The 24,500-nt window shown below is 44.5% G+C and carries 21 protein-coding genes; 10 read left to right on the top strand and 11 right to left on the bottom strand.

Translation table 11 applies throughout. From position 1 onward, the window contains the following. The first annotated feature begins 60 nt into the window (after window positions 1–60). Window positions 61–1,551 (top strand): EAL domain-containing protein, encoded by a 1,491-nt coding sequence (locus tag AACR75_RS15705; protein WP_047690941.1) that lies wholly within the window; start codon window positions 61–63, stop codon window positions 1,549–1,551. Between the two features lie 75 nt (window positions 1,552–1,626). Here AACR75_RS15705 and AACR75_RS15700 read toward each other — a convergent pair whose 3' ends face one another. From AACR75_RS15700 to AACR75_RS15690, 3 genes are all read right to left on the bottom strand, one after another. Next, window positions 1,627–2,559: a class I SAM-dependent methyltransferase gene (locus tag AACR75_RS15700; RefSeq protein WP_047690965.1), complete on the bottom strand. Its 933-nt coding sequence runs from the start codon at window positions 2,557–2,559 to the stop codon at window positions 1,627–1,629. 11 nt (window positions 2,560–2,570) lie between these two features. Next, on the bottom strand, window positions 2,571–3,266 hold the full coding sequence (locus AACR75_RS15695) for a TIGR01621 family pseudouridine synthase (RefSeq protein ID WP_013857031.1): 696 nt from the start codon (window positions 3,264–3,266) through the stop codon (window positions 2,571–2,573). A gap of 123 nt (window positions 3,267–3,389) precedes the next feature. Further along, complete coding sequence (locus tag AACR75_RS15690) at window positions 3,390–4,733, bottom strand: sodium-dependent transporter (protein WP_013857032.1); 1,344 nt, start codon at window positions 4,731–4,733, stop codon at window positions 3,390–3,392. Between the two features lie 336 nt (window positions 4,734–5,069). Between AACR75_RS15690 and cls the strand changes: the two genes are divergently transcribed. Together cls and AACR75_RS15680 are read left to right on the top strand one after the other, a co-directional pair. Next, window positions 5,070–6,524, top strand: coding sequence for a cardiolipin synthase (gene cls, locus AACR75_RS15685; protein ID WP_026028020.1), 1,455 nt, complete (start codon window positions 5,070–5,072; stop codon window positions 6,522–6,524). Window positions 6,525–6,604: 80 nt separating this feature from the next. Beyond that, complete coding sequence (locus AACR75_RS15680; RefSeq protein ID WP_047690938.1) at window positions 6,605–7,801, top strand: cystathionine beta-lyase; 1,197 nt, start codon at window positions 6,605–6,607, stop codon at window positions 7,799–7,801. Between the two features lie 68 nt (window positions 7,802–7,869). Here AACR75_RS15680 and AACR75_RS15675 read toward each other — a convergent pair whose 3' ends face one another. The 4 genes from AACR75_RS15675 to pspA are packed head-to-tail and all read right to left on the bottom strand — an operon-like array spanning window position 7,870 to window position 9,815. Continuing rightward, complete coding sequence (locus AACR75_RS15675) at window positions 7,870–8,460, bottom strand: DNA-3-methyladenine glycosylase I (RefSeq protein ID WP_047690935.1); 591 nt, start codon at window positions 8,458–8,460, stop codon at window positions 7,870–7,872. A gap of 55 nt (window positions 8,461–8,515) precedes the next feature. Next, complete coding sequence (gene pspC, locus AACR75_RS15670) at window positions 8,516–8,905, bottom strand: envelope stress response membrane protein PspC (RefSeq protein ID WP_013857036.1); 390 nt, start codon at window positions 8,903–8,905, stop codon at window positions 8,516–8,518. After that, complete coding sequence (gene pspB, locus AACR75_RS15665) at window positions 8,898–9,131, bottom strand: envelope stress response membrane protein PspB (RefSeq protein WP_026027627.1); 234 nt, start codon at window positions 9,129–9,131, stop codon at window positions 8,898–8,900. The genes pspC and pspB overlap by 8 nt, the downstream gene beginning before the upstream one ends. Window positions 9,132–9,146: 15 nt before the next feature. After that, window positions 9,147–9,815 (bottom strand): phage shock protein PspA, encoded by a 669-nt coding sequence (pspA, locus tag AACR75_RS15660; RefSeq protein WP_047690932.1) that lies wholly within the window; start codon window positions 9,813–9,815, stop codon window positions 9,147–9,149. A gap of 230 nt (window positions 9,816–10,045) precedes the next feature. Here pspA and pspF point away from each other — a divergent pair, with 230 nt between their 5' ends. From pspF to hemB, 7 genes are all read left to right on the top strand, one after another. Further along, the gene (gene pspF, locus AACR75_RS15655) at window positions 10,046–11,053 is read left to right on the top strand and encodes a phage shock protein operon transcriptional activator (RefSeq protein ID WP_047690930.1); all 1,008 of its coding nucleotides are present in this window, start codon (window positions 10,046–10,048) and stop codon (window positions 11,051–11,053) included. A gap of 96 nt (window positions 11,054–11,149) precedes the next feature. After that, a complete protein-coding gene (gene sapA / locus AACR75_RS15650; protein ID WP_038149069.1) occupies window positions 11,150–12,769 on the top strand; it encodes an ABC transporter substrate-binding protein SapA in 1,620 nt (539 codons plus the stop codon). Then, on the top strand, window positions 12,769–13,731 hold the full coding sequence (locus AACR75_RS15645) for an ABC transporter permease (RefSeq protein ID WP_013857041.1): 963 nt from the start codon (window positions 12,769–12,771) through the stop codon (window positions 13,729–13,731). The genes sapA and AACR75_RS15645 overlap by 1 nt, the downstream gene beginning before the upstream one ends. After that, on the top strand, window positions 13,718–14,605 hold the full coding sequence (locus AACR75_RS15640) for an ABC transporter permease subunit (protein ID WP_013857042.1): 888 nt from the start codon (window positions 13,718–13,720) through the stop codon (window positions 14,603–14,605). The genes AACR75_RS15645 and AACR75_RS15640 overlap by 14 nt, the downstream gene beginning before the upstream one ends. Further along, window positions 14,605–15,600: a peptide ABC transporter ATP-binding protein gene (locus AACR75_RS15635; protein WP_047690928.1), complete on the top strand. Its 996-nt coding sequence runs from the start codon at window positions 14,605–14,607 to the stop codon at window positions 15,598–15,600. Before AACR75_RS15640 ends, AACR75_RS15635 begins: the two co-directional genes overlap by 1 nt. After that, a complete protein-coding gene (locus tag AACR75_RS15630; protein ID WP_013857043.1) occupies window positions 15,597–16,385 on the top strand; it encodes a peptide ABC transporter ATP-binding protein in 789 nt (262 codons plus the stop codon). Before AACR75_RS15635 ends, AACR75_RS15630 begins: the two co-directional genes overlap by 4 nt. Window positions 16,386–16,844: 459 nt before the next feature. Further along, the gene (hemB, locus tag AACR75_RS15625; protein WP_017044676.1) at window positions 16,845–17,825 is read left to right on the top strand and encodes a porphobilinogen synthase; all 981 of its coding nucleotides are present in this window, start codon (window positions 16,845–16,847) and stop codon (window positions 17,823–17,825) included. A 640-nt stretch (window positions 17,826–18,465) separates the two neighbouring features. Here the strand turns inward: hemB and AACR75_RS15620 are convergent. The 4 genes from AACR75_RS15620 to torA form a co-directional block, all read right to left on the bottom strand. Then, on the bottom strand, window positions 18,466–18,858 hold the full coding sequence (locus AACR75_RS15620; protein ID WP_047690923.1) for a DUF2750 domain-containing protein: 393 nt from the start codon (window positions 18,856–18,858) through the stop codon (window positions 18,466–18,468). A gap of 100 nt (window positions 18,859–18,958) precedes the next feature. After that, window positions 18,959–19,864 carry a manganese-dependent inorganic pyrophosphatase gene (locus AACR75_RS15615; protein WP_047690921.1) on the bottom strand — a complete coding sequence of 302 codons (906 nt, stop codon included), beginning with the start codon at window positions 19,862–19,864 and terminating at the stop codon, window positions 18,959–18,961. 210 nt (window positions 19,865–20,074) lie between these two features. Further along, window positions 20,075–21,811 (bottom strand): glycoside hydrolase family 36 protein, encoded by a 1,737-nt coding sequence (locus tag AACR75_RS15610; protein ID WP_047690918.1) that lies wholly within the window; start codon window positions 21,809–21,811, stop codon window positions 20,075–20,077. Window positions 21,812–22,016: 205 nt separating this feature from the next. After that, entirely contained in the window at window positions 22,017–24,479 is a 2,463-nt protein-coding gene (torA, locus tag AACR75_RS15605) for a trimethylamine-N-oxide reductase TorA (protein WP_017044673.1), read from the bottom strand. Window positions 24,480–24,500 lie beyond the last annotated feature (21 nt).

The raw sequence follows: 24,500 nt of genomic DNA, 5'->3' as shown, positions 1-24,500 counted from the left end.
TGGCATGCTAAACTGCGCACTTACTAACGCAGTGGCATAACGATGCCTAAGGTTGCATTTATGACTTTGACCAGACCCGTTAAAATAGCGATCTTACTCTTTCTGATCCCGACTCTTATTTTTTCGTTAGCCATCCCGATATTAATCAATCCGTTGACACGCTATGTGCTGGAAAGCAAACTCGATACCGTCAATCTTTACTTGGCCAATAGAGCTCAGAGCTTAAATGATATGATTTTAGATCAAGTCGCTCAGATAAATTATGAATGCCAAGCAAGCGATATGTCATTAATTCGTGATTCCAAGTACTACAACCGATTTATTAGAATGATCGCAGTTGTCAACAAAGACGGGCGTAGCTGCTCGACTGTCGGTTTCCCATTACAACTTTCGGATGAGTTGAAAGCCTATGACCTCTCTTCAGGGTTTTACATGTCCACCACTCCCGCACTTTTTAATACAGAAAAAGAGCTACTTATTTATTATCAAAAAGAAGGTAATCGAATTTTTTGGATATTAGACAGTAGCTGGCAAGAAGAGATATTAAAAGGTGATTGTATAAATTGCTTTTTATTAAATTTTCATTATTTATCGCCTAGTTTAAATGGATTGAGAATGAGTCGAGGCAATAAAGAGATCGCTTACCAAGACCACATCACAACCATTAGTTACACCATAAAAGAGTTTGATATTCAAGAAACACTCTCTGCTGGTAAAGAATTCAACCAATATCTTTACTACCAATTAATATATTGGGGTTATCCCATTGCGCTAGCAATTGGCATCTTATTATCTATTTTTTATTTAAAGTTCAGAAATTATAAAAACTCAATTCAAGGATTAATTCTTAAAGGCATTAAAGATAAACAATTCATCCCTTACTACCAAGCCATTCTTGATAGCCGAGAAGAGAGAGTTGTTGGCTATGAGATCTTAGTTCGTTGGTGCAAAGGCAAGGAGATGGTTCCACCAAATGAGTTCGTTGGTCCGGCGGAAACATCCGGTTTAATCATCCAGATAACGAATCAAATCATAAGAAAAGTAATTGATGATTTAGAACAATTCGATGTGCAGCAATGGGTGAGTATCAATATCGTGCCAGCCCACATTGAAAGTGGTGGCTTAGCAGAAACACTAAAAGAACTCAATTGGCCGACCACCAAACAGATTCATTTTGAAATAACAGAAAGAACGCCATTTATTAATATTGAAAATGCAGGTAGGGCACTATCTCATCTTATGGCAAAAGGCTATAAGTTCAAAATTGATGATTTTGGGACAGGCTACGGTGGTTACTCATATATACAAAATCTTGGTATTTCTTGTATTAAAATAGACAAGATGTTTATTGATACGATTGGAACTGACGACTTAAAAATAAAGGTACTCAATTCCATTATTCTCTCAGCACAAGAAGCTAATATTGAAATTATTGCTGAAGGCGTTGAACGCGGAGACCAAGTTGATTATCTTGCTACTCGTGCTGTGTATCTTATCCAAGGATTCATCTATTCTAAACCCTCACCGATTGAACATATTTTGGAAAATTAATAATTCCTGAAGTCGGGAGAAATCACACCATAACCAACTTTATTATGGCGTGATCTTACCTAGTCTCCATTCTACTTAGGAGAAAATCAGTGCTTTCAGGCTGGCTTGCGGATCAATATCTTCAAACTCTGGTGGGTTTTCTAGGCGAGCTTGAAAAGTAAGTGATGGCGCTTCCACCTTCATCCCTTCGATTAAAAAATCGCAGGTTACGGCTGGTGAATTAACGCATGCAAGCACTTCGCCGCCTTGTTCTAACAGCTCAGGTAAACGGCGTAAGATACGTTGATAATCTTTAGTCAGCGCAAAGCTACCTTTTTGAAACGAAGGAGGATCAATAATAATCAGATCATATGGCCCTGATTTTTTGATTTTTCCCCAAGACTTGAAAATATCATGTCCAAGAAACTTCACTGAATTGAGATTGTGGCCATTCAATTGATGGTTTTCACGGCCTTTAGCCAGTGATGCCTTGGCCATATCGACATTCACAACTTGGTCAGCACCACCAGCAATAGCCGCTACTGAAAAACCGCAAGTATAGGCAAATAGATTCAGTACATTTTTATGTTTAGCGTGAGATGAAACCCACTCACGGCCGTAGCGCATATCCAAAAACAGCCCGAAATTCTGGTTACGCCCAATGCTCAATTGGTACTTTAAGCCATTTTCGACCACCACAGGGAAAGGCTCTAATGCTCCCCATACTGTTTCTGAAGGCGCGCCATCGGCATATCGATGCTGAAGTAAGACACAACGACCTTGCTTTTCTAGCCATAACGGACGGGTTGTTAGGTGCGACAAACCCGCTTTTAACTCCGCGAGAAAGTCCTCTTCGACATTTTTAAATAAGTTGACGACTAACTGCCCTTGCAACCAGTCACAGGTGAGCTGTTCTAGACCTGGCCACTGACGACCTCGGCCATGAAATAAGCGGCGAATTTCACCTGTATTGCAGGAGAGCTGCTGCTCAATATGGGTAAAAAAGTGAGAAAGCGCTGAGCGTTGCATTGTTTGTTCTGTCATTTGTTTACTTTCGGCCAAACTAGATTCCAAGGTGTTAACCAAGATTCAATCCCTTGGCTAACAATGTCTGAGTTCCATTTCTGCCCCATCGCTACTTGATTGCGTGGGTCGCAGATAAATTGATACCACAGATCCTGATAGCAAAAACGTAACGCAAAAGCGTGTAGATAGCCTCTATCTGAATCATCATGAGAATGATAAATCGGGTCACCGACAATCGCAGAGCCGAGTGATTTCAAAGCAACCCTAATTTGGTGGGTTTTTCCGGTAAAAGGTTTACATAAAAAGAGACGTTCACCCGGCTCAGCAGAACAGGAAAAAAACTGCGTTACTGCAGGGTTATTTTGTGTCGCTACTAACTTCCATGACGAACGTCGAGAGCGTTCCATATCACCGCTTATCAAACCCTGTTTCTTTTTAGGCTTTTTACTGCCAATGGCAAGATAGAATTTCTCGACTTCCCTTGCTGCAAAGTTTTTAGACAACTCACTGGCCGCAGCTTGGTGGCGGGCAAGCAATAAAATGCCGGACGTCATTTTATCCAACCGATGAACTAAGTAGAGCTGGCCATCACCTGAAACCTTACCCACTTCTTGCAGAAGCATCGTATCCCCGTCATCTTTGTGTACAGAAACATTGGGATGCTTGTTGATGATGAGAAAATCGTTGTGAGTATAAAGAATATCAAACATGTGAATCACTAACTGCAGAATAGGCGGCTGAGTATAGCGTTAAACAACACAGATACCAATAAATGCAAGGTTCAAGGCCGTAGGATGATAAAAAGGCTCTCGGATGAGAGCCTTAGGAATGCGCTAAATTAATGAATAAGCAAACACCATTAAAATCGCCACGGGGCAAACAAAGCGCACGTACCATGGCCAAATTTTCCAGAATAGGCTTTGTGCAATGTCTGGGTTACCTTGTTTGATCTCATCAAGCAATTTATTACGATGCCAAACCCAACCCACCACAATAGCCCAAACCACACCTAATAAAGGTTGCATATAGACGGTCGAGACGTTAGCCACTAGGTTAAATAACGCCCCAAAGTTAAGGGAAATGATGATGCTCAGCAGCGCAATAGCTCCACCGATCATCCATGTTGCTTGGCTACGAGTCATTTTTAGTTCATCTTGCGCGCAAGATACTGGTACTTCTAGCATAGAAATTGAAGAAGTTAGCGCTGCGATAACCATCAAAATAAAGAAACCAAAGCCGAGCAACACCCCTGCACTGCCCATATTATCAAACATCGCAGGCAGTACGGTGAAGACTAAATCGCCCGAACTCATCAAGTTGCCTGCATCATCAAAAATTTCGACACCATGATTTTTAGCCACAAACATTGCTGGGAGAATCAAAAGGCCTGCTGCAAACGCCACTCCTGTATCAATCGCCGCGACTTGCGCCGCTGTTTTTGGCAAATTAACATCTTTCTTAAGATATGAGCCATAAACGATCATCGCTCCAACGCCTAAAGAGAGAGAGAAGAAAGCTTGCCCCATTGCGTCTACTAATAAACTGGGAGTGATGTGCGCAATATCAGGGATCAAATACATCTTCAATCCTTCCATTGCCCCATCTTGGGTAAAGATATAAGCAATCATGGCGCCGAATAGAATAAAAAGCACTGGCATCAAACGGGTAGACCATTTTTCAATGCCGTCCGCGACACCTTTTCGCACAACATAAATAGTGAGCAAAGAAAATGCGAGAGCCAGTAAAACATTGCGTAAGCCGCTAAAATTCACTAACCAATCGGCCGCCGTCTGTAAACCCAACAAGCCTAATATAGGGGATGCCGCAAAACCCATAAGCCATCCGGCAAGAATGGAGTAAAAACTGAGGATCATCGATGAGGCAATCATCGCAATAATGCCAAACAGTGCCGCCGCCGCACGATTTTTGGTCCAGATACTTCTTAAAGAAGCGATGGGGTTAGATTGTCCATGTCGCCCGATCGTCAATTCCGCAACCAGCATTGGAAACGCCAGCAAGAATACCATTGCCAAATAAATCACTAAAAATGCCGCGCCACCATTACTTGCCGCTTTGGTCGGAAAACCCCACACATTCCCTAGGCCAACCGCAGAACCTGCAGCCGCCATAATAAAACCAAGTCTCGATGAGAAATGACCTCTTGAACTACTTGCCATAAACTATTTACCAATGTTGTGTTTGTTAGGCAGTGCTAAAAGTGAGTGTAAACTTTTAATTACACAAGTTATAATTTTTAGTCGCACTGAGATGGTGGCAAGTAAAACAGTTTGAGATTAAAATTGGAAGTCCGAACGATATAAATTATGGATTAGACCGTAGTTTTATAGTTCAATTGTTGCTTTTTTATCCTCAGATCATTTTTTTAAACTGCTATGATCACTTTAGTAACACAATTCATCTGTTACTATTTTCATATTATTCACGCGATAAACTTCCTTACTTTTCCCTTTCCCTTTACTATCGTGACTTATTCTATCGACAAGATTAATGGCATGGACAAGGTTTACCACGTTCTTACTTTAGCAGGCATCGCACTCTATTGGTTTTTGGTCGCCGCAGTCACGCTACGCGTTGTATTGAAACGCCGAGCGGTGAGTGTTTCTCTGGCTTGGCTGATGGTGATTTATATCATTCCGATTGTGGGAGTGATCTGCTACTTTCTTTTTGGTGAGCTAAATTTAGGGCGCAAGCGTGCAGAGCGTGCCAAGGAAATGTTTGCTCCATTTGGTGATTGGTTTAGACAGCTTAACGATTGCCAAGCTCATGCCCCTGAGGGAATGGGTGCTCAAATTTACAAAATTGATGAACTGTGTAACCACCGTATGGGGATTCCGGCCTTAAGTGGCAATACGTTATCACTGCAAACCTCCCCTAATGAAATTCTGCATTCCATTATTGCCGACATTGAACAAGCTCACACCAGCATCCAAATGGTCTTTTATATTTGGCACCCAGGTGGATTGGCGGATTCGGTTGCGTCGGCTCTGATCCAAGCGGCCAAACGGGATGTGCACGTTAAGCTGCTACTTGATTCCGCAGGGAGCCCCCGTTTTTTCAAAAGTCATTGGTATACCATGATGAAAGACGCAGGAGTTGAAGTCGTCCAAGCGTTAGAAGTGAGCCCGTGGCGGATGTTCTTACGCCGCTTAGACCTACGCCAACATCGTAAAATCATTGTTATCGACGATAAAATTGCCTACACAGGCTCGATGAATTTGGTTGACCCGGCCTATTTCAAACAAAACTCTGGTGTGGGTCAATGGGTCGATATTATGGTTCGTATTACTGGGCCTGCGGTCAATGTGCTGTCCGCAGTACATTGCTGGGATTGGGAGGTGGAAACGGGAACACGTATGTTACCAGCACAACCAGAATGCACAATTGGTCCGGATCAGCCCCATCATCCTGTACAGGTTGTCCCTTCAGGCCCTGGTATGCCAGAAAACTTAATCTCCCAAGTGTTAACACTGGCGATTAATCAGTCAAACCAATCCGTTAGGATCACTACCCCTTACTTTGTGCCTAGTGCAGACCTATTAGCAACGCTAAAAATGACCGCTCAGCGCGGTATCAATGTTGAGATCATTATTCCACATAAAAATGACTCATTGATGGTCAAATGGGCATCTCGCGCATTCTATGGTGAGCTACTGGAAGCAGGGGTGAAAATATACGAATTCTACGGTGGTTTGCTGCACACTAAATCCGTCGTGATCGATAACCAGTTCTGTCTTGTCGGTACAGTGAATATCGATATGCGCAGCCTATGGCTCAATTTTGAAGTCACGCTCGCGATTGAAGACCAATCTTTCACTCAGGAAATGAACTGGCTACAGCAACACTATATAGAACAATCTCACTTGGTTGAGCTACCAATATGGGAGCAACGCCCACTGTATCATAGGTTTTTTGAACGATTGTTCTATCTGTTTAACCCTCTGCTATAAACTTTTTATCTGACTGGGGTTGCCAAGCTAGGCAACTCCATGTTTTAAATAACGAACTCTCTCCCAGACAAGGATTTCGGATGTCAGAAGGTAAAAAAACACTGTTGGTCAATGCGGGTCGTAGTAAAAAGTGGACCAATGGCGTTGTCAACCCACCTATTCAGCGCGCCTCTACCGTTGTATTTGATAGTGTGGCTGAAAAAAATCATGCCACTGTCAATCGGGCTAATAAAACACTCTTTTATGGACGCCGTGGTACTCATACGCACTTTGCGTTCCAAGAAGCAATGGTGGAAATTGAAGGTGGTGTCGGTTGCGCGCTTTTCCCTTGCGGTGCGGCCGCCATTGCCAATAGTATTCTTTCCTTTGTGCAAACGGGTGACCATATTCTGATGGTCGACACTTGCTATGAACCTACTCGTGATTTTTGTGAAAAAATCATGAAAAAAATGGGCATAGAAACGACCTACTACCCACCGACCATAGGTGAAGGGATCCGTGCTTTGATCCAACCCAATACCAAAGTGTTGTTCACTGAATCGCCCGGTTCGATCACGATGGAAGTGCAAGATATCCCAACCTTAGCGCGGGTTGCACATGAGCATGACATCATTGTCATGCTGGATAACACTTGGGCGGCGGGCGTGAACTTTTCACCTTTTGAACATGGTGTTGATATTTCGATCCAAGCGGCGACGAAATACATTGTTGGCCACTCAGACGTGATGTTAGGAACAGCGATTGCCAATGAAAAATGCTGGGATCAATTGCGAGAGCAAAGCTATTTGATGGGACAATGTGTCTCACCTGATGACGCTTATTTAGGGCTACGAGGGCTAAGAACGTTAGATGTTCGCTTACGTCAACATGCTCAAAATAGCTTAGCCATTGCACACTGGTTAGCAGACCAACCTGAAGTGGATCACGTTCGCCATCCTGCCTTAGAGACTTGTCCTGGACATGAGTTTTATCAGCGTGATTTCACTGGTGGTAACGGGCTGTTTTCATTTGTATTAAAGAGCAGTGATACAAAAGCTACGACGGCTTTGCTCGATGGCATGCAACATTTTAGTATGGGCTTTTCATGGGGTGGATTTGAAAGCTTGATTTTAGCTAATGAACCCAAAAGCTTTGATAATTTAAGAACCGTCGCACACCCGCACTTTGCAGGTACACTGATTCGAGTACATATTGGTCTTGAAGATGTAGACGATCTGATCGCTGATCTAAAAGCGGGATTAGAACGCTACAGTGCACAGCTTGCTCTGCGTGCATAATATGAGCGGAAGACCAAAAGGCCGCTGAATCTTAAGCGGTCTTTTGCATATTAGGTTACCCTGAAAAATTAACGCTTGGGGCAATCAGCCAAATGATCGTTCACCATACCCACCGCCTGCATAAAAGCATAACAAATCGTTTCGCCAATAAACTTGAAGCCTTTTTTCTTTAGAAATTGGCTCATCGCCTTAGACGTGGGCGTCGATGTAGGGATATCACTCATCTGCTGCCAATGATTGAGCACTGGTTGACCATCCACAAACTGCCACAATGCTTTGGATAAAGAGCCATACTCTTGCTGCAACAATAAAGCCGCTCGTGCATTGGAATAGACAGAGGTAATTTTGCCTTTGTGCTTCACCACATCGAAATGCTCGATAATGTAAGGTGCCCGCGTTTCGTCGTACTGAGCCAGTTTTTCAAGATCATAACCGTCAAAGGCTAAGCGATAACCTTCGCGCTTTTTCAAAATCGTAATCCAGCTCAGCCCAGCTTGCGCACCTTCTAACGTCAAAAATTCGAACAACTTGACATCATCGTAAACGGGAATGCCCCACTCATTATCGTGATAATCGCGCTCTAAAGGGTGATTCATCGCCCATGCACAAGTCATTTCTGTATGATGCTTCATTTTTTGTTTCCTTACCCTTACCTTCATTTGCGGTGTCAGTTGAACAATGACACTGCAAACCTACGTGCCCTAGCTTTACTTTTTAAAGCTGATTAAACTCACGATTGACTTTAAATGCTTCAGAGGTGACATAAGCCTCCATTTTACGGATTTTCTGATCCACTCGAGTTAAATCTTGATCCAATGTCGCCAGCAAAGCTTCGGCGGTTTGTCCTTGCTCCCAAGGCTTATTCTTCAATGTATGTTCGCGTTGGGCTTTTAGCGTTTCAACATACTGAGTAGGCTGCTTTTCTAACATCAGCATCAAAGCCATATAAGCTAAAAGCACTAAAAAACCACCACCGAGTAGTGCAGCCGAGATAACCAATATACGCACCAACCAAACTTCTAACCCAAGATAATTAGCAAGCCCAGCGCATACGCCAGCTATTTTGCCATTGACCGGATCTTTGTAGAGTTCTCGGCTAGCCATGATTTTGCCTCCAAGTCGGTGATTCAGCATCTAAGATGCGTTCAAGGGTTTCAACACGGCTTTGCAGTTTTTCCGCTTTTTCAGATAACGCTTTAATCCGCTCTAAATCCTCTTGTGACAATGAGTTGCTGCTATGTCGTTTACCTCTGTAATGCAGAAAAAGCCATATCGGTGCAACAAAAATCAAAAAGACAATCAGTGGACCTGCGATAAAAAATGATGACATATATGCCACTCCTCGTTATTGGTTTTTGTCCATTTGTTGTTTCAGTTTTGCTAGCTCTTGTTCAATTTCATCTTGCGCTTGAAGTTCAGCAAATTCTTGATCGAGTGACTTAGCGTTACCGGACATAGCGTAGAGATCGGCTTCAGCTTCAAGTTCATCGACTTTACGCGAGTACTGCTCAAACTTCGCCATCGCTTCATCAGTACGGCTAGTATGCAAATGACGTTGCACATCACGACGGTTGTGCGCAGTTTGGCTACGAAGTGCCAAAGCTTGTTGCTTCACCCGTGTTTCGGCAATTTTGGCCTCTAACTTACCGATTTCCCCAGTCAATTTATCGATAGTTTCTTCTACCAAGGTTTGTTCAGTGTGCAAGCCTTTCTGCATTTCTTGCAATTTCTTTTTTTCAATTAAAGCAGCGCGAGCGAGATCTTCACGCTGTTTAGTAAGCGCCAAGGTCGCTTTCTGTTGCCAATCTTCAATATGAGAGGCCATAGAATCCACTTTACGCGCGAGCTCTTTCTTATCCGCAATAGCTTTGGCCGAATTGGTGCGTACTTCCACCAAGGTGTCTTCCATCTCTTGGATGATTAAGCGGATCATCTTTTCAGGATCTTCCGCTTTATCTAACAGTGCACTGATATTCGAGTTTACGATATCGGCAAAACGAGAAAAAATACCCATGTTCAATCTCCTGATTAGTTGTTCATGACGATGTAGTTATTGGTGAGCCATTTTGAATCGCTCAAAACGTTAAGACGAGAAGAGATAACCAAGTTTCATGCCATATATAAATCTATTGATAATCAATAAATTAGATAATATCTCATAGAATGAGATTACTGTGCTATGATGATTTTCGCCAAGAGTTGGTGAATTTAACCACCCTTTCAATCACAGTGTGGAGAGTGAACATGCAACAAAACTTACTGGGTGAAGCGCCTCAATTTTTATCGGTACTGGATAAAGTCTCTAAGCTTGCACCGATTGATAGGCCGGTATTAATTATTGGCGAGCGGGGAACGGGCAAAGAGTTAATCGCTCAGCGCTTACACTATCTTTCCAAACGTTGGGACCAACCACTGGTTTCGTTAAACTGTTCAACCTTGAGTGAAGGGTTAATTGACTCTGAGCTCTTTGGTCATGAATCAGGCTCGTTTACCGGAGCCAAAGGACGTCACCAAGGACGATTTGAACGGGCAGAAGGTGGAACTCTTTTTTTGGACGAGCTCGCCACCGCGCCGCTTGCTGTACAAGAGAAACTACTTCGAGTGATTGAATATGGACATTACGAACGTGTCGGCGGTAGCCAACGGCTTAATGCGAATGTCCGTATCGTCTGCGCAACCAACGCCAATCTTCCACAATTAGCTGAAATTGGAAAGTTTCGAGCTGACTTACTCGACCGACTGGCCTTTGATGTGATCCAGCTTCCACCGCTAAGAGAGCGAAAAGAAGATATTATGCCACTTGCTGAGTATTACGCGATTAAGATGTGCCGTGAACTGAACTTAGCGCTCTTTGTCGGGTTTAGTGCAGAAGCGGCAGATCAGCTTCAACACTACTTGTGGCCGGGAAATGTGCGTGAACTTAAAAATGTCGTGGAGCGTGCTGTCTATCAACATGGAACGGCCTCCCATCCGATTGAAAACTTGGTTTTTAACCCTTTTACTAATGAGTGGCACAAACCAGATGACCTTACTGGCAATCTCTCCACAGATCGCCATACTTACACCACTGGCTTTGAATTTCCGATGGATTACAAAATGTGGCAGGAGGATCAGGACAGACAACTACTGAGTGCCGCGCTCAATGCCAGTAAGTTTAATCAAAGACAAGCCGCAGAATTACTCGGCTTGAGCTACCACCAATTGAGAGGTATGGTGAGAAAATATCAACTCGTCGGCAGCAATGATGATTAACCCTAGGTTTAGATCAACAAAAAATGGTAGATTATCAGGATTTTGAGGCATAATGATTAGCTTTGTTTGCCCTACTTCTCACAGTTATTTCTCTTTATGAAAACATTGATACGATTCGCACTAGGAATATGCAGCTTTAGCCTACTGATAGGCTGTAGCGAACAAATTGACCATAGTAAAATTCGCCAGAGCGGATTCGTATATTGTGGTCACGGCAATCCCACCACTTTTAACCCACAATTGGTTGAGAGCGGCATTACGTCTGAAGCTCTCAGCCCACAGATTTACGACACGCTGTTGCAATTGGATTCAGAAACCTTACAACCGATACCCAGTCTGGCCACGAGTTGGACAGTGAATCCACAGGGTACAGAGTATACATTCAAGCTAAACGATGGCGTTCAATTTCAATCAACCGCTTGGTTTACACCGACTCGCGCTCTTAATGCCGATGATGTGGTCTTCAGCTTTCGCCGAATCATTGACCCAACCAACCCGTTTCATTACGTCAATAGTGGCGTCTACCCATGGTTTGCGGGTATTGATTTCAAAAACTTGCTGATCGATGTTCAAGCTCTGGATGAACTCACGGTTAAATTTACCCTCAGCCGTCCCGACAACTCCTTTTTATCCAATATCGCCACCAGTCACGCTGTCATACTCTCCTATGAGTATGCTAATCAATTAGTGATTGAAGATGAAAAAAGCATGATCGACAGCCATCCTGTTGGATCCGGACCATTTTATCTAGACGAATTTAAAGTGAATGACCTTATCCGCCTCCGTCGTCATGGCGCTTATTGGAATGGCGTGGCGAAGATGGAACAAGTCGTATTTGATGTCTCCAACCGAGGCACAGGGACACTCGCCAAACTACTACGCCATGAATGCGATGTGCTCAGCTCGCCTATTTCAAGCCAAATCCCTATTATCAAGCAGCAATCGGAAATAGAGCTTGATGCCAAGCCTGCGATGAACGTGTCTTATATTGCTGTGAATACCTCTCACCCTGCGCTCAGTGATGTTCGCGTGCGTAAAGCGCTTAATTTTGCGATCAACCGCCAAAATATTTTGGACTCGGTCTATTACGGTACAGGAAGTATTGCTTATAACATTCTTCCCCCCTCCTCTTGGGCCTATCAAAAGGACAGTATTCAAATTCGCTATGATCGTAACTACGCGATCGCATTACTTAAAGAGGCTGGCTATTACGCCAACTTGGAATTGACGATGTCTGTTCCTGCAGAGTCTCATGCCTATAATCCAAGCCCACGTAAAACCGCCGAGTTAATTAACGCTAACCTTGCCGACATTGGTATTACATTGCATATCATCACGGAAGACCGCCTCGATCGTTCAAATTTGACCCAGCACGCCAACGTTGATCTGATTTTAACGGGCTGGAATGGCGATACCGCAGACCCAGATAACTTTTTGCGTCCACTGCTCTCATGTAATTCAGATCGCTCAGGGCTCAATGCCTCGATGTGGTGCAATAGTGATTTCGATTTTCTACTCGATTTGGCCTTGGAAGTAGACAAGTCGCGCTATCGCCTTAACTTATACAAACAAGCGCAAAATATCTTGAATGAAGAATTCCCTGTTATCCCATTGGCACACGGCATGCAATTTAAAGCGTACAGCAAAACATTAACGGGCTTTAAACTCAGCCCATTTAATGTACAACCCTTCAATACGGTTGAGAGGATCGAATAGTGTTTTTATATACGGTACGCAGACTCAACTTATTTATTATCACGTTACTCATTTTGACTATGGTCGGGTTTGCGCTGCTGCGCTTAGATCCACAGTCGCCTCTAACTGCTCATGGATTTTGGTCAGGTTGGTCAACCTATTTAGGGCAACTACTGCAACTGAATTTTGGCGTCAATCACAGTGGTGTCCCGATTGTGGATGAACTGGCGATGGTCTTTCCAGCAACGCTGGAGTTATGCCTCATTGCTTTTACTCTCTCTTTGTTAATTGGTCTCCCTATTGGTACGCTCGCAGGAATGAAGCAAGGTAAATGGATTGATACCGTCATCTCCTTCACGTCAATGTCCGGCTATTCAGCACCGCTATTTTGGGTAGCTTTGCTAATGATCATGGTCTTTTCACTGCATTATGAGCTGTTTCCTGTTTCAGGACGTTATGATCTACTCTACCAAGTGGAACACGTGACAGGTTTCGCTCTGATCGATGCTTTTTTCGCTGAAGGCAACTACCGTGCTCATGCTTTGCAAAGTGTTATTGAACATATGATTTTACCCTGCTTGGTACTGGCTCTAGCACCGACGACACAAGTGGTGAGCCTGATGCGTTCTTCGGTGGCCGATGTAATGGCTCAGAACTATATACGCGCCGCTCGAATTAAGGGTTTAAGTGATTACGAAATTGTCACCGAGCATGTGCTGAGAAATGCAATTCCACCTATTATTCCTAAATTCGGGGTTCAGTTATCGAGTATGTTAACGCTAGCAATTATTACTGAATCCATCTTCAACTGGCCGGGAATCGGCCGTTGGCTGCTCGATGCCTTATCTAACCAAGATTATGTCTCCATTCAAGCCGGCGTGATCGTAGTTGGTACGCTCGTTCTCACAGCAAACATTCTGTCTGATTTGATTGGCGCTATGGTTAACCCGCTGGTAAGAAAGGAATGGTATGCTAACAAATAACATTTATCAGGAAGAGCATATTCCAACTCAGTTTGAGCGGTTTTGGCGCAGCTATCGCAATAACAGTTTGGCGATGTTTGGCTTGTGGTGCTTAGGACTCATTGTGTTGATTACCCTCACCTCTCCTTGGATAGCCCCTCATGATCCGCAGTTGCAAACGAGCAACCTATTAATACCGCCTTCTTGGGATCCTGCGGGTACTGTCGAATTTTTCTTAGGTACCGACGATTTAGGCCGAGATATCTTGTCACGGTTGATTGATGGTACCCAATACACCTTCGCTGCCGCTATTTTAATCACCGCTATCGCGGCTGTGATCGGCTGTTTTATCGGCATTATGGCAGGCATGACCAAAGGATTATTGTCCAGTACATTGAACCACTTACTCGACACGGTCATGTCGATTCCATCGTTGCTGCTTGCCATTATTTTTGTGGCACTGCTCGGTTTTGGCGAGTTCAATATTTTGCTTGCGATTGGTTTGGCACTCATCCCTCGCTTTGTTCGTTCGGTGTATATTGCCGTACACAACGAAGTAGAAAAAGACTATATCCTTGCCGCACGTTTAGATGGTGCCAATGACTTTTATCTGTTGTGGAACTCCATTTTACCCAATGTCCTTGCTGTCATCGCCAACGAAATAACACTCGCGTTATCCATTGCCATCTTAGACATCACCGCTTTGGGCTTTCTTGGTTTGGGTGCTCAAGCACCAAGCACCGAATGGGGCACCATCTTAGGTGATTCAGTTGAGCTGATTTACCTCGCACCATGGACAGTCACTCTCCCCGGTTTAGCGATTATGTTTACGGTGATCATCATCAACTTAGTCGGTGAAGGTGTACGACAAGCTCTGAATGCAGGGGTGGAATAATGCCATTATTAGATATTCGCCATCTCACCATCGAAATTGATACGCCACAAGGCATGGTAAAAGCAGTCGATCGCATGAGCTTAACCATGAACGAAGGCGAAATTCGCGGGTTGGTGGGAGAATCCGGATCAGGAAAAAGCTTGGTGGCTAAAGCCATCGTAGGAATATGCAAAGATAATTGGACCATCACCGCCGACCGCATGCGCTTAGGTAACATTGATCTACTTCAGCTGACGCCGCGCGAACGCCGGCGAGTGATTGCCCACGACATCGCGATGATTTTTCAAGAACCGTCAACCTGCTTAGACCCTTCAGATGAAGTGGGAAAACAGTTGATTGAATCAATTCCATCGCGCACATTTGAAGGCAAATGGTGGCAGCGTTTTACATGGCGTAAAAAACAAGCCATTGCCCTTTTACATAAAGTAGGAATCAAAGAGCACGCGCGCATCATGAGTAGCTACCCCTATGAGCTAACTGATGGTGAATGCCAAAAGGTGATGATTGCGATGGCTATCGCAACCAAACCAAAAATTTTGATTGCTGATGAACCAACGAACGATTTGGACCCCATTACCCAATCACAGATATTGCGCCTGCTGAGCCGGATGAACCAGGTTAATAACACCACGATTCTATTGATTGGCCACGACTTAACCACCATTACCCAATGGGCTAACCGTATTACAGTGATGTACTGCGGTCAGTCTGTTGAGTCAGCCGATACCCAGAAAATATTGAGTGAACCCAAACACCCTTATACGGCCGCACTACTGAAAGCGATGCCTGATTTTAGTGATTGGATCCCGCATAAAGAAAAATTGCAATCCTTACCGGGTTCCATTCCACCCTTGCAACATTTACCGATTGGTTGCAGATTAGGGCCTCGCTGCCCCTATGCTCAGCGCCAATGCGTTGAAATACCGTATCCACAACGTATTAAAAATCATAAGTTTGCCTGTCATTTCCCACTCAATATGGAGCAACAGTCATGAGTGCATCATTATTAGAAGTGAACGGGTTAACTAAAGATTTCATTACTCGTTCAGGTCTGTTTCGCAAGAAAATTCAGCATGCGGTCAAACCGGTCAGCTTTACGTTAGAAGCGGGACAAACCATTGGTTTTATTGGCCAAAATGGTTCTGGTAAATCGACATTGGCACGAATGCTTGCGGGGATGGTTGAACCCTCTGCTGGCGAGATACGCGTTAATGGAGAGTTATTGGAACACAAGGATTACTCCACGCGCTGTAAGCTGATTCGAATGATTTTTCAAGATCCGAACACATCGCTCAACCCAAGAATTCAAATTGGTCGTATTCTAGAAGGGCCGCTCAAAAGAAACACCAATATGCCACCGGAAGCGCGCATGAAGCGCGTGAAAGATACGCTATTGCGCGTTGGGTTATTGCCAGAGCACGCCTACTTCTACCCGCAAATGCTCGCCACCGGGCAAAAACAGCGGATTTGCTTGGCACGAGCACTTATTCTACAACCGTCGATCATTGTGGCTGATGAAGCATTAAACGGGCTAGACATGGCAATGCGATCACAGATGATTAACTTGTTTCTAGAACTGCAAGAAGAGATGGGTGTCTCGTTTGTGTATGTATCTCAACACCTTGGTATTGTAAAACACATTACAGACAAAATTATGGTGATGCACGAAGGCGAAGTCGTCGAATCGGGTGACACACAAGAAGTATTGTCTAATCCAACTCATCCCATCACTCAAAGAATGATTGAGAGCCACTTCAACAAAGCGCCCAGCTTTAAATAGCCGCTCTGTATTTAATATCGGAAGACAATATCGTCGATATTGTACTGTTCCTCCCCCTTTTAGGGGGAGGTGTACAGGGTTCAGTAACTAAAAAAACACTCCACCCTCCCCTTGAAGGGGAGGGAATTAGTTTCGTTAGCGTTGAGAGTATTTCATTTATGATGATAGATGCGTGTTGCTAAAATAGTTTTGCTCCAAAATCGTTTAGTACAAATGCTCTTTTAAATTTTGAAGGCATATGTTTCCATACTAAAAGTTATACGAAGCCTGAATATAGAAAAGTATTGCGTAGTGGGCTGCCACCTCATTTCTGACATAACTATTGACTGATTTTGTATTGAAAATCAGAGTGAAAAAACTGTATTTTTTAGATCAAAAAGTGATTTTTTACTAAAGAGAAATCATAAGCTCTGACTAACGAACCTTTGTATCGAGTAACTTAAATTAGGATATGATATTTTGAATACTGCCCCAATACGACGCCTAAGACGCCTCCGAAGTTCCGAAGCTATGCGAGACTTATTAAGAGAAAATCATGTGCAGCTAGGTGATTTAATTCATCCTATATTTGTCGAGGAGCATATAGAGCAACCTGTGCCAATTTCTACTCTACCTGGTATAAGCAGAATCCCAGAGTTTCATTTAGCGGATGAGGTCCGAGAACTTCATGCTTTAGGTATACGCTATGTGATGCCTTTTGGAATATCTCATACTAAAGATGCGCAAGGAAGCGACACATGGAATGATCATGGTTTACTTGCACGTATGATTAAAATAATAAAGTCTGCTGTGCCTGATATGATGGTTATTCCAGATATTTGTTTCTGTGAATATACTGATCATGGGCATTGTGGAGTAATAAAGAGTAGTAAAGTGTGTAACGACCTTACGGTTGAAAACTTGGTCAAGCAAGCTTTAACAGCAGCTCAAGCGGGTGCAGACATGTTAGCTCCTTCAGCAATGATGGATGGTCAAGTAAAAGCGATTCGTCTGGGTCTTGATGCCGCCGGTTATCATGACGTGGCAATTTTGGCACATTCAGCAAAGTTTGCTTCTTCCTTTTACGGGCCATTTAGAACGGCAGTAGATTGTGAACTCAATGGTGATAGGAAAGGCTATCAACTTGACTATGCCAACGGTCGACAAGCTTTACTCGAAGCTTCTCTTGATGAAGCTGAAGGTGCTGATATCCTTATGGTCAAACCAGGCACACCTTATTTAGATGTGCTTTCCCGCTTAAGGCAAGAGACTCATTTACCGTTAGCCGCTTATCAAGTAGGTGGAGAGTATGCGAGTATTAAATTTGCGGCTCTAGCTGGTGCTCTCGATGAAAAGTTAGTGGTGAACGAAACTTTTATTGGGCTAAAACGAGCTGGAGCAGATTTAATTGTCAGCTACTACACCAAGCAGTATGCGACATGGTTAAGTGAAGAAATTTAGCTGAGTATTTGGCTATGAATTTCAATAATTAACATAAGTTCTCTGCTGTACCAAGACTGTGGACTAAAGGAATGCTCTTTGTCCACATTATTCAATTTTCAGAGTTGGCATATTCGCGTTCAAGTGTTTAAAGCTTTAAGGTTTCAGCCCGTTCTGGCTGAAACACTTCTGCCCCATTTCGTGCTGGTGAAAGTAAACCACCTTGTTCTCATACTAATAGCTTTCCATAGGTTACCTAATACAAAACGTGAGGTGGAGACAGCATAGGGGATAGTCAGAAAAAGAGAAGTACTGTTAGCAGTCCCAGCCTGCCACTGACGTCTTCTATTCAGGTAAAAGACAGTGAGTACCTTACGCTGCACTTCATTGTCAAACTAAGCCAGTAATGCCACTTTTGGGTACACATCAAAACTGTCTGAAAATACATTCACCCATCCCACTGTGTCATGCGGTTTGTAACGGCAAAACGAGCGTTACAAACTGGAATTCAGGGTATTTGGAAAGCGTTGAGGCCTAGACTGGAGTAAGGCCTATGGCAGGGCTGTCAAGAGCATTGTGAAGTACTTTGTCTGACAGCCGGAGAGTGCCATCTAACATTTAATCGTGTTGGAAAAAGAGCGTCTATCAGAAGCTCTTTGAGTTAGCGCGTTTTACTGGCTTGCTTTTTCAATTCAAAATCAAATTCGTCGGGAAATAACACAACGCCTTCTTCATTCTCATTGGGGAACACCACCACCGACAATTCATCTTCTTCCAAGCCTAAAGTCCAACGGCTGTGCCATTTGTTCAAAGAGATCGCTTCCGCTTCACACGCTTGCCACTCGCCTGTTGCCCATGCCTTGGCAAACTCTTGGTTAGGCCACACAGGAACACAATCATCTTCTTCTGTGTTGAGCATGACACAACCGTGTTCATCTTTTAGTATCCAAACTTCACGGTTTGCAACAATGGCTTTAATGCAGTATTTAAAACGTTCTTCTTCATTATAGCGATTGATTGTTTCTATCTGTTCTGTGGTTAATGCGTCTGCCATAGCCCGGCTCCATGCGAAAGTTGGGGAATATAAAAACGCCTACAGTGTAGCACTGCAGGCGTTAAATTTAGAATCTTAAACAATAAGATGATAAAAAGGATTAAGCCAATTCAGCTTGCAGCCAAGGCCAACCTTGTTTCTTACGGCTTAAGGTATTTTCCATCATCAACATGCCATTTTGTTCGTGTTTGGCCAGTTTTTCAGCCCATTCACCAGTATAAAGAAGACGGGTCTGCGCGGTGGTAATGTCGGTCAACATCACGGCGGCAAACGCAAGGCCTTCCTCTTCGCAGCGACGAACTAGGTCTGCTTGAATGGCGTCAATCATGCCATCGACTTGTTCAAGCGTTGCCAATTCCACTTGACCAACCACCACATCACGGCCGTTGAATGGATAAGCTTTCAAATCTTTCTCAACAAGTTGAGCGGCAGATAAACCTTCAATGTCTGTTTTCGCAATCAAAAGCGCTTTAATAAAGGCATCAAGGTCTTCAACCTCAGCAATTTCAGCCAGTGCCAGCACAGCTTCTTTATCTTTTGGTGTGCACGTTGGAGACGCAAAACCGACCGTGTCAGACAAAATCGCAGACATCATCAATATGGCTAAAGGACGTGTGATTGGCGCATTTTCCATCTTGAATAGGTTGAACAAGATAGTACAGGTACAGCCGACCGGCCAGATCCATGCTTCTAGCGGATTCACTGTCATTACGTCACCTAGGCGATGATGGTCAACAATACCGAGAATTTCCGCTTGGTTGATGTCATCAGGTGCTTGTGCAAGATCGGTATAGTCCACAAGCCATACTTTTTCGCCCGCTACACTAGTGCGAAGTTCAGGTTGATCAACACCGGCTGTTGCAAGAATGTGTTGAGTTTCACGGTTAATTTCACCCTGACGAACAGGCGTTGCTTTTAGACCACGTGCTTTAAGTAATTCAGCAGCAACTAATGCACCACAAATGCTATCACTATCTGGGTTTTTATGACCGACAACGAAAATCATCTTTCTTCCTATTTTAATGCTATTTGATGGCCTATCGAAGGTGATAGGCGAGATTGCTCACAAAGGCCGATACTTTACCTGATTTTCAGAATTTGTCATGGCTTGTGGTTAAGAAATTATGGCTAATTTAGCGCAGCATTCCGCTACCCCGAATCATTCAGTTAACCTGAGCACTCTTAACAAGAGCACTCTGTTAACAAGGGCACTCCACTAACAAGAGGTAATCACTGCTCGGCTGGTTAAGCCACTTGCCAAGGAGACTTCAAATACTTTGACTGGCTCTGGTGAAAGCTTATCTCCTGTCCAGTAGTCATACCAATCCACTGGCTGGCTCGCTGTTAAGGTATAGTCACACGCCTCACCTTGGTAATTGAATAAGCAGTGCAGATCATTGCGTTCTGCTAACTTTAAAAATAGGTGATTGAGAGCCAATGAAGTTGGCTTAGCCGCATCTTGGTTGTGTTTGCGCCTAATCATTAACTTATTTAGGCTCTGCTTAGCAAAAGAGGTCAATTCTGGGAGTGGATCACCTGAAAGCAACAAGCCACCACACGCAAGCAATACATTGCGATGAAATTCATAGCTGATGCGATCGGTCGATTGATTCGCAAGCGACGTCAGTGTTGCGCAATCAGGATCAATTTGCCATAACTTGCGGTGCTGCCAACTGCGATAAAAAGTCTCTTTAGCGATTTGTTCAAAGCGCTGTGGCGAACGCTCGACATCGTCCGAAACACGCATGGCATCTACTAAACCCAGTGACGGCCACATCGGCGCGTTACATCCAAGTAACCATGCATCTCCCGCGCCTTCTGCTATCGCCTGCATCCCTAAACGGTACGCTTCAACACCCGTCACTCCCGACTGATAACGCCGTCCTTTAAGTGCTCCCCAATAGTTCGCATCTAACTTAAACAGCTCAACACCCCACTCTTCTTTCATGGTTTTTATCACATGGGTTAAGTATTCTTGCACGTCAGGATGAGAGCCATCCAGCACATACCAAGGTGTACAGCGCCAGCCACCGTAGGTTACTTCTTCAGCTTTCAGTGGTTGTCTTTGAGCATTTTGTACAAACCAATCTGGATGTTGCTTAAACAATTGAGATTCAGCTTGTGCAATGAAGGGAGCGAGCCAAATTGCGGGTTTTTTCCCCGCTTGTTTGATCTCTTGGATCAGTGCTTTAACACCACGAGAAAACTTATCGGACGGCGTCAACCAATCGCCCATAAACGCCTGATAGCCATCATCCAGCAACACCCATTCTAGCCCCGAAAGTTCTCCTTGCATTGCCGCAAGGTTGGTTAGGATGTGCTGTTCATTAACATCGGCATAATAGGCATACCATGAACACCATCCAACGGGCGCAGGTTGTGCCACACCAGCACGCGGCGTATGGTGACAACTAATATATTGCGCATACTGTTGATACAAACCTGATAATGAATCACCTTGCAAAATAACGACGGATTCTAAACTGTTATTTGTCCAATCTTGTGGATGGGTCTGCTCGCCGTCAATGGAAGCGACTAAATAGGTGCCCGTCCTTTCCTCAAGAATTTCAAAATAGCCAGCAAAACGGTGGCAAGAGGTAAAACCAAACAGTTGGTATCCGGTGGATTGTTCAATCACCAGCGTGTTGTAATAACGTTGGCTGTCTTGCAGCGGGTAAATCCGGTAGCTCAAGCTATTGTCAGGGCAACGCCCCACATCCACCGGATGATGCGGCGAACCTGCAGTTTGCGCTAGCATTTGAAAACCGTCACCAATCACTCGTGCGTCCGATTCAACGTCAAATAGAGTGCGAAACAGCGAGTAGTGATCGGAAATGGGCGAGTTATGTATTCCTGAATAGGAAAAACTGATCTCATCGCCTTGCAATTGGGCAATCAAATCCGGTTGAAGTAACTCAACTTCTCGATGACATGGCAGAGTGATCGTTGTCATAACACCTCAGTACAAAGTACAAATTGTTGTTCTGGCAGTGTCTAATGAATTCGCGTTGCATGTAAGTTGTTTTGATCACATTTTCTCTTTGACGTGGCTCCGTATGCTGTTTTATTCAACAATGAGAACGCCCAAGGTACAAGTTTGGATGTGACAAGTAAAACGCCAGCATGTTTGCTGGCGTTTCGTTGAGCTAATGACGGAATTACGCCACTTCGATTGGTCCACCGAATGACGTCACTGGTGGTACTTTACCAGTAAATTTCTCGAAATCGACAATGCAAGTATTGGCTGAAGTGGCTTGCGCCAGCTCAGATGAGCCGACATCGAGTGTGAGTGTATTTGGATCGCCATAGGTGCAAATAGCTCCCTCTTTTTCATTCAACGGGCCATACCACGCCCCCTCTTCGATGCGGATCACGCCGCGCGGGTAGCCATCGCTTAAAACGGCACCAGCTAATAGCTGGCCGCGATCATTAAATACGCGAACTAAATCCCCAGCTTTAATGCCTTTTTGTTTCGCATCGATTGGGTTGATATACACGGGCTCACGGCCATTGACAGCATAGGTCGCGCGATACTCTTCTGACTCACACATTTGTGAGTGCAAACGCTTATCTGGGTGACAAGATTGTAACCAATATGGATGCTTATCTGAACCCGGACCGCCGTGCGAACGCTCGGTTTTTTCAAACCACATCGGGTGATCTTGGCAATGTTCATAGCCATAACGCCCAATCTTACGTGACGTAATCTCGATAAAACCAGACGGTGTACCCAATGCGTTTATCTCAGGGTCTTTACGGAAATCGGCGTGGCGAACCCAAGGTTGGCCTTCACCAAAATCCAGTACGCTCTGCTGCCAAAACTGTTCAAATTCTGGTAAATCAAACTTACCCGCGTTGGCTTTTTTACACTCGTCATAGAGCGAACGGACCCACTCCATCTCATCCATGCCGCGTGTGAACTCTTCATGGCGGCCAAAGCGACGCGTCAATTCAGTGAAAATCTCAAAGTCAGTACGCGATTGGAACAGAGGGTCAACCAAGCGGTGCATGGCAATCAAACCCTTGCCCGAATAAGAACCGTATACATCGATATCATTGCGCTCAAACTGAGTACAGGCAGGAAGAACGATGTCGGAGAAACGGCAAGTCGCCGTCCAAGCAAAATCGATCGTGACGACGGTTTGAAGCTTGCGGAACGCCTTCTTCATTCGGTTACGATCTTGGTGATGATGCCACGGGTTGTTGCCTGAAATAACCATCATTTTGTAATCAGGTAATTTTACGCTCGAACCGTTGTAGCGGATCTCTTTACCCGGCTCTAGCAAACAATCGACCCAACGGGCAACAGGAATCGTTTTACTGTAGCCGTTGTAGTTTTCGTTGTCCCATTTCGGTTTTGAACCCGTATCTAGGTTACGTGGAAAACCGCCGGGCGAGGCAAAACCGGTTGATGGGACCCCAATGCCAGAATAGTGATGCCCGTAGGAGATCCCCCCGCCTGGCAGGCCAATTTGACCAACCATCGCAGCCACAACCGCACCAGCCCAGTAAGGCTGTTCGCCATGCTCTTGACGCTGAATACACCAACCAAACAGTAACTGAGTTCGACCATTAACGAGCATACGTGCAAATTCGCGGATCTTATCGGCTGTTACGCCACAAATCTCGGCGGCCCATTCTGGCGACTTAACAATCTTATCTTTCGTTTCGCCTTGAACGTACTGAATAAAAGGTTCAAATCCTAAGCAATAGGTTTTGATGAACGCCTTGTCATACAGATCTTCGTTATACAACACATGCGCCACCGCCAACATAAACGCCACATCGGTCTGTGGGTTAATGTACCAATGGTCACTGTTTAAGAAGCGCTGGGTTTTATTCTTGACTGGATCAACCGAAATAACGTTAATCTCTCCTTTCGCCACTTTTTCTTTCAACTGATCAAGATAAGGAAAGGATTGGTGCGTTTCACAGTTCCAGCCAACTTGCAGGTTTTTTACCGGGTCGGTCGCCCACAAAACAATGTTGTCTGAATGCTCAAGAATTTCCGACCAAGAGGTTCCTTGGGCATACACTTCTGTCGAACCTAACACGTAAGGAAGAATGGTTTGGCCTGCACCTGTTGAGTAATCACCCACTTTAGTGATGAAGTTACCGTGCATACCTACAGCGCGTTGCATCATCGCTGTACAGTTGTGAAATGACCCCGTTTGGTTCCAACCCGTTTGTCCTGCATGCAGCGCCCAAGGGCCGTACTCTTTTTGTACACGCTCAAGTTCACGATAAAACAGATCCAACGCTTCATCCCAAGTGACGCGGATAAAACGATTGTTGCCACGTGTTTCACCGCTGTATTTATGTTTTTTGAGCCAATCAAGGCGAACCATTGGGTAACGCACTCGTGATGGGCTATAGATAATGCCTTTGATTCCGTTGAGCATATCAGTGGGGTGCGTGTCTGACTCTAGCGGCTTGACCGATTGTACTTTTCCGCCATACACATGTGCGCGAAATGCACCCCAATGAGAGCCTGATACTTTCCAACTGCCTGTTGTTTCTGCCGCGTTAGCCGATGTCGAGACCAATAAACTTGGCCCAATAACCGACGCCGCACTGGTGGTTGCTACACCTTTAAGAAAACTTCTTCGTGTAATCGCCATATTTAAAACTCCGTTTGACGT

This window comes from Vibrio sp. ZOR0018, assembly GCF_963865925.1.
In the GTDB taxonomy this organism is placed as follows: Bacteria; Pseudomonadota; Gammaproteobacteria; order Enterobacterales; family Vibrionaceae; genus Vibrio; species Vibrio anguillarum.
Note: the sequence above shows the minus strand (reverse complement) of the source record. Positions and strands in the feature narration are given on the sequence as shown.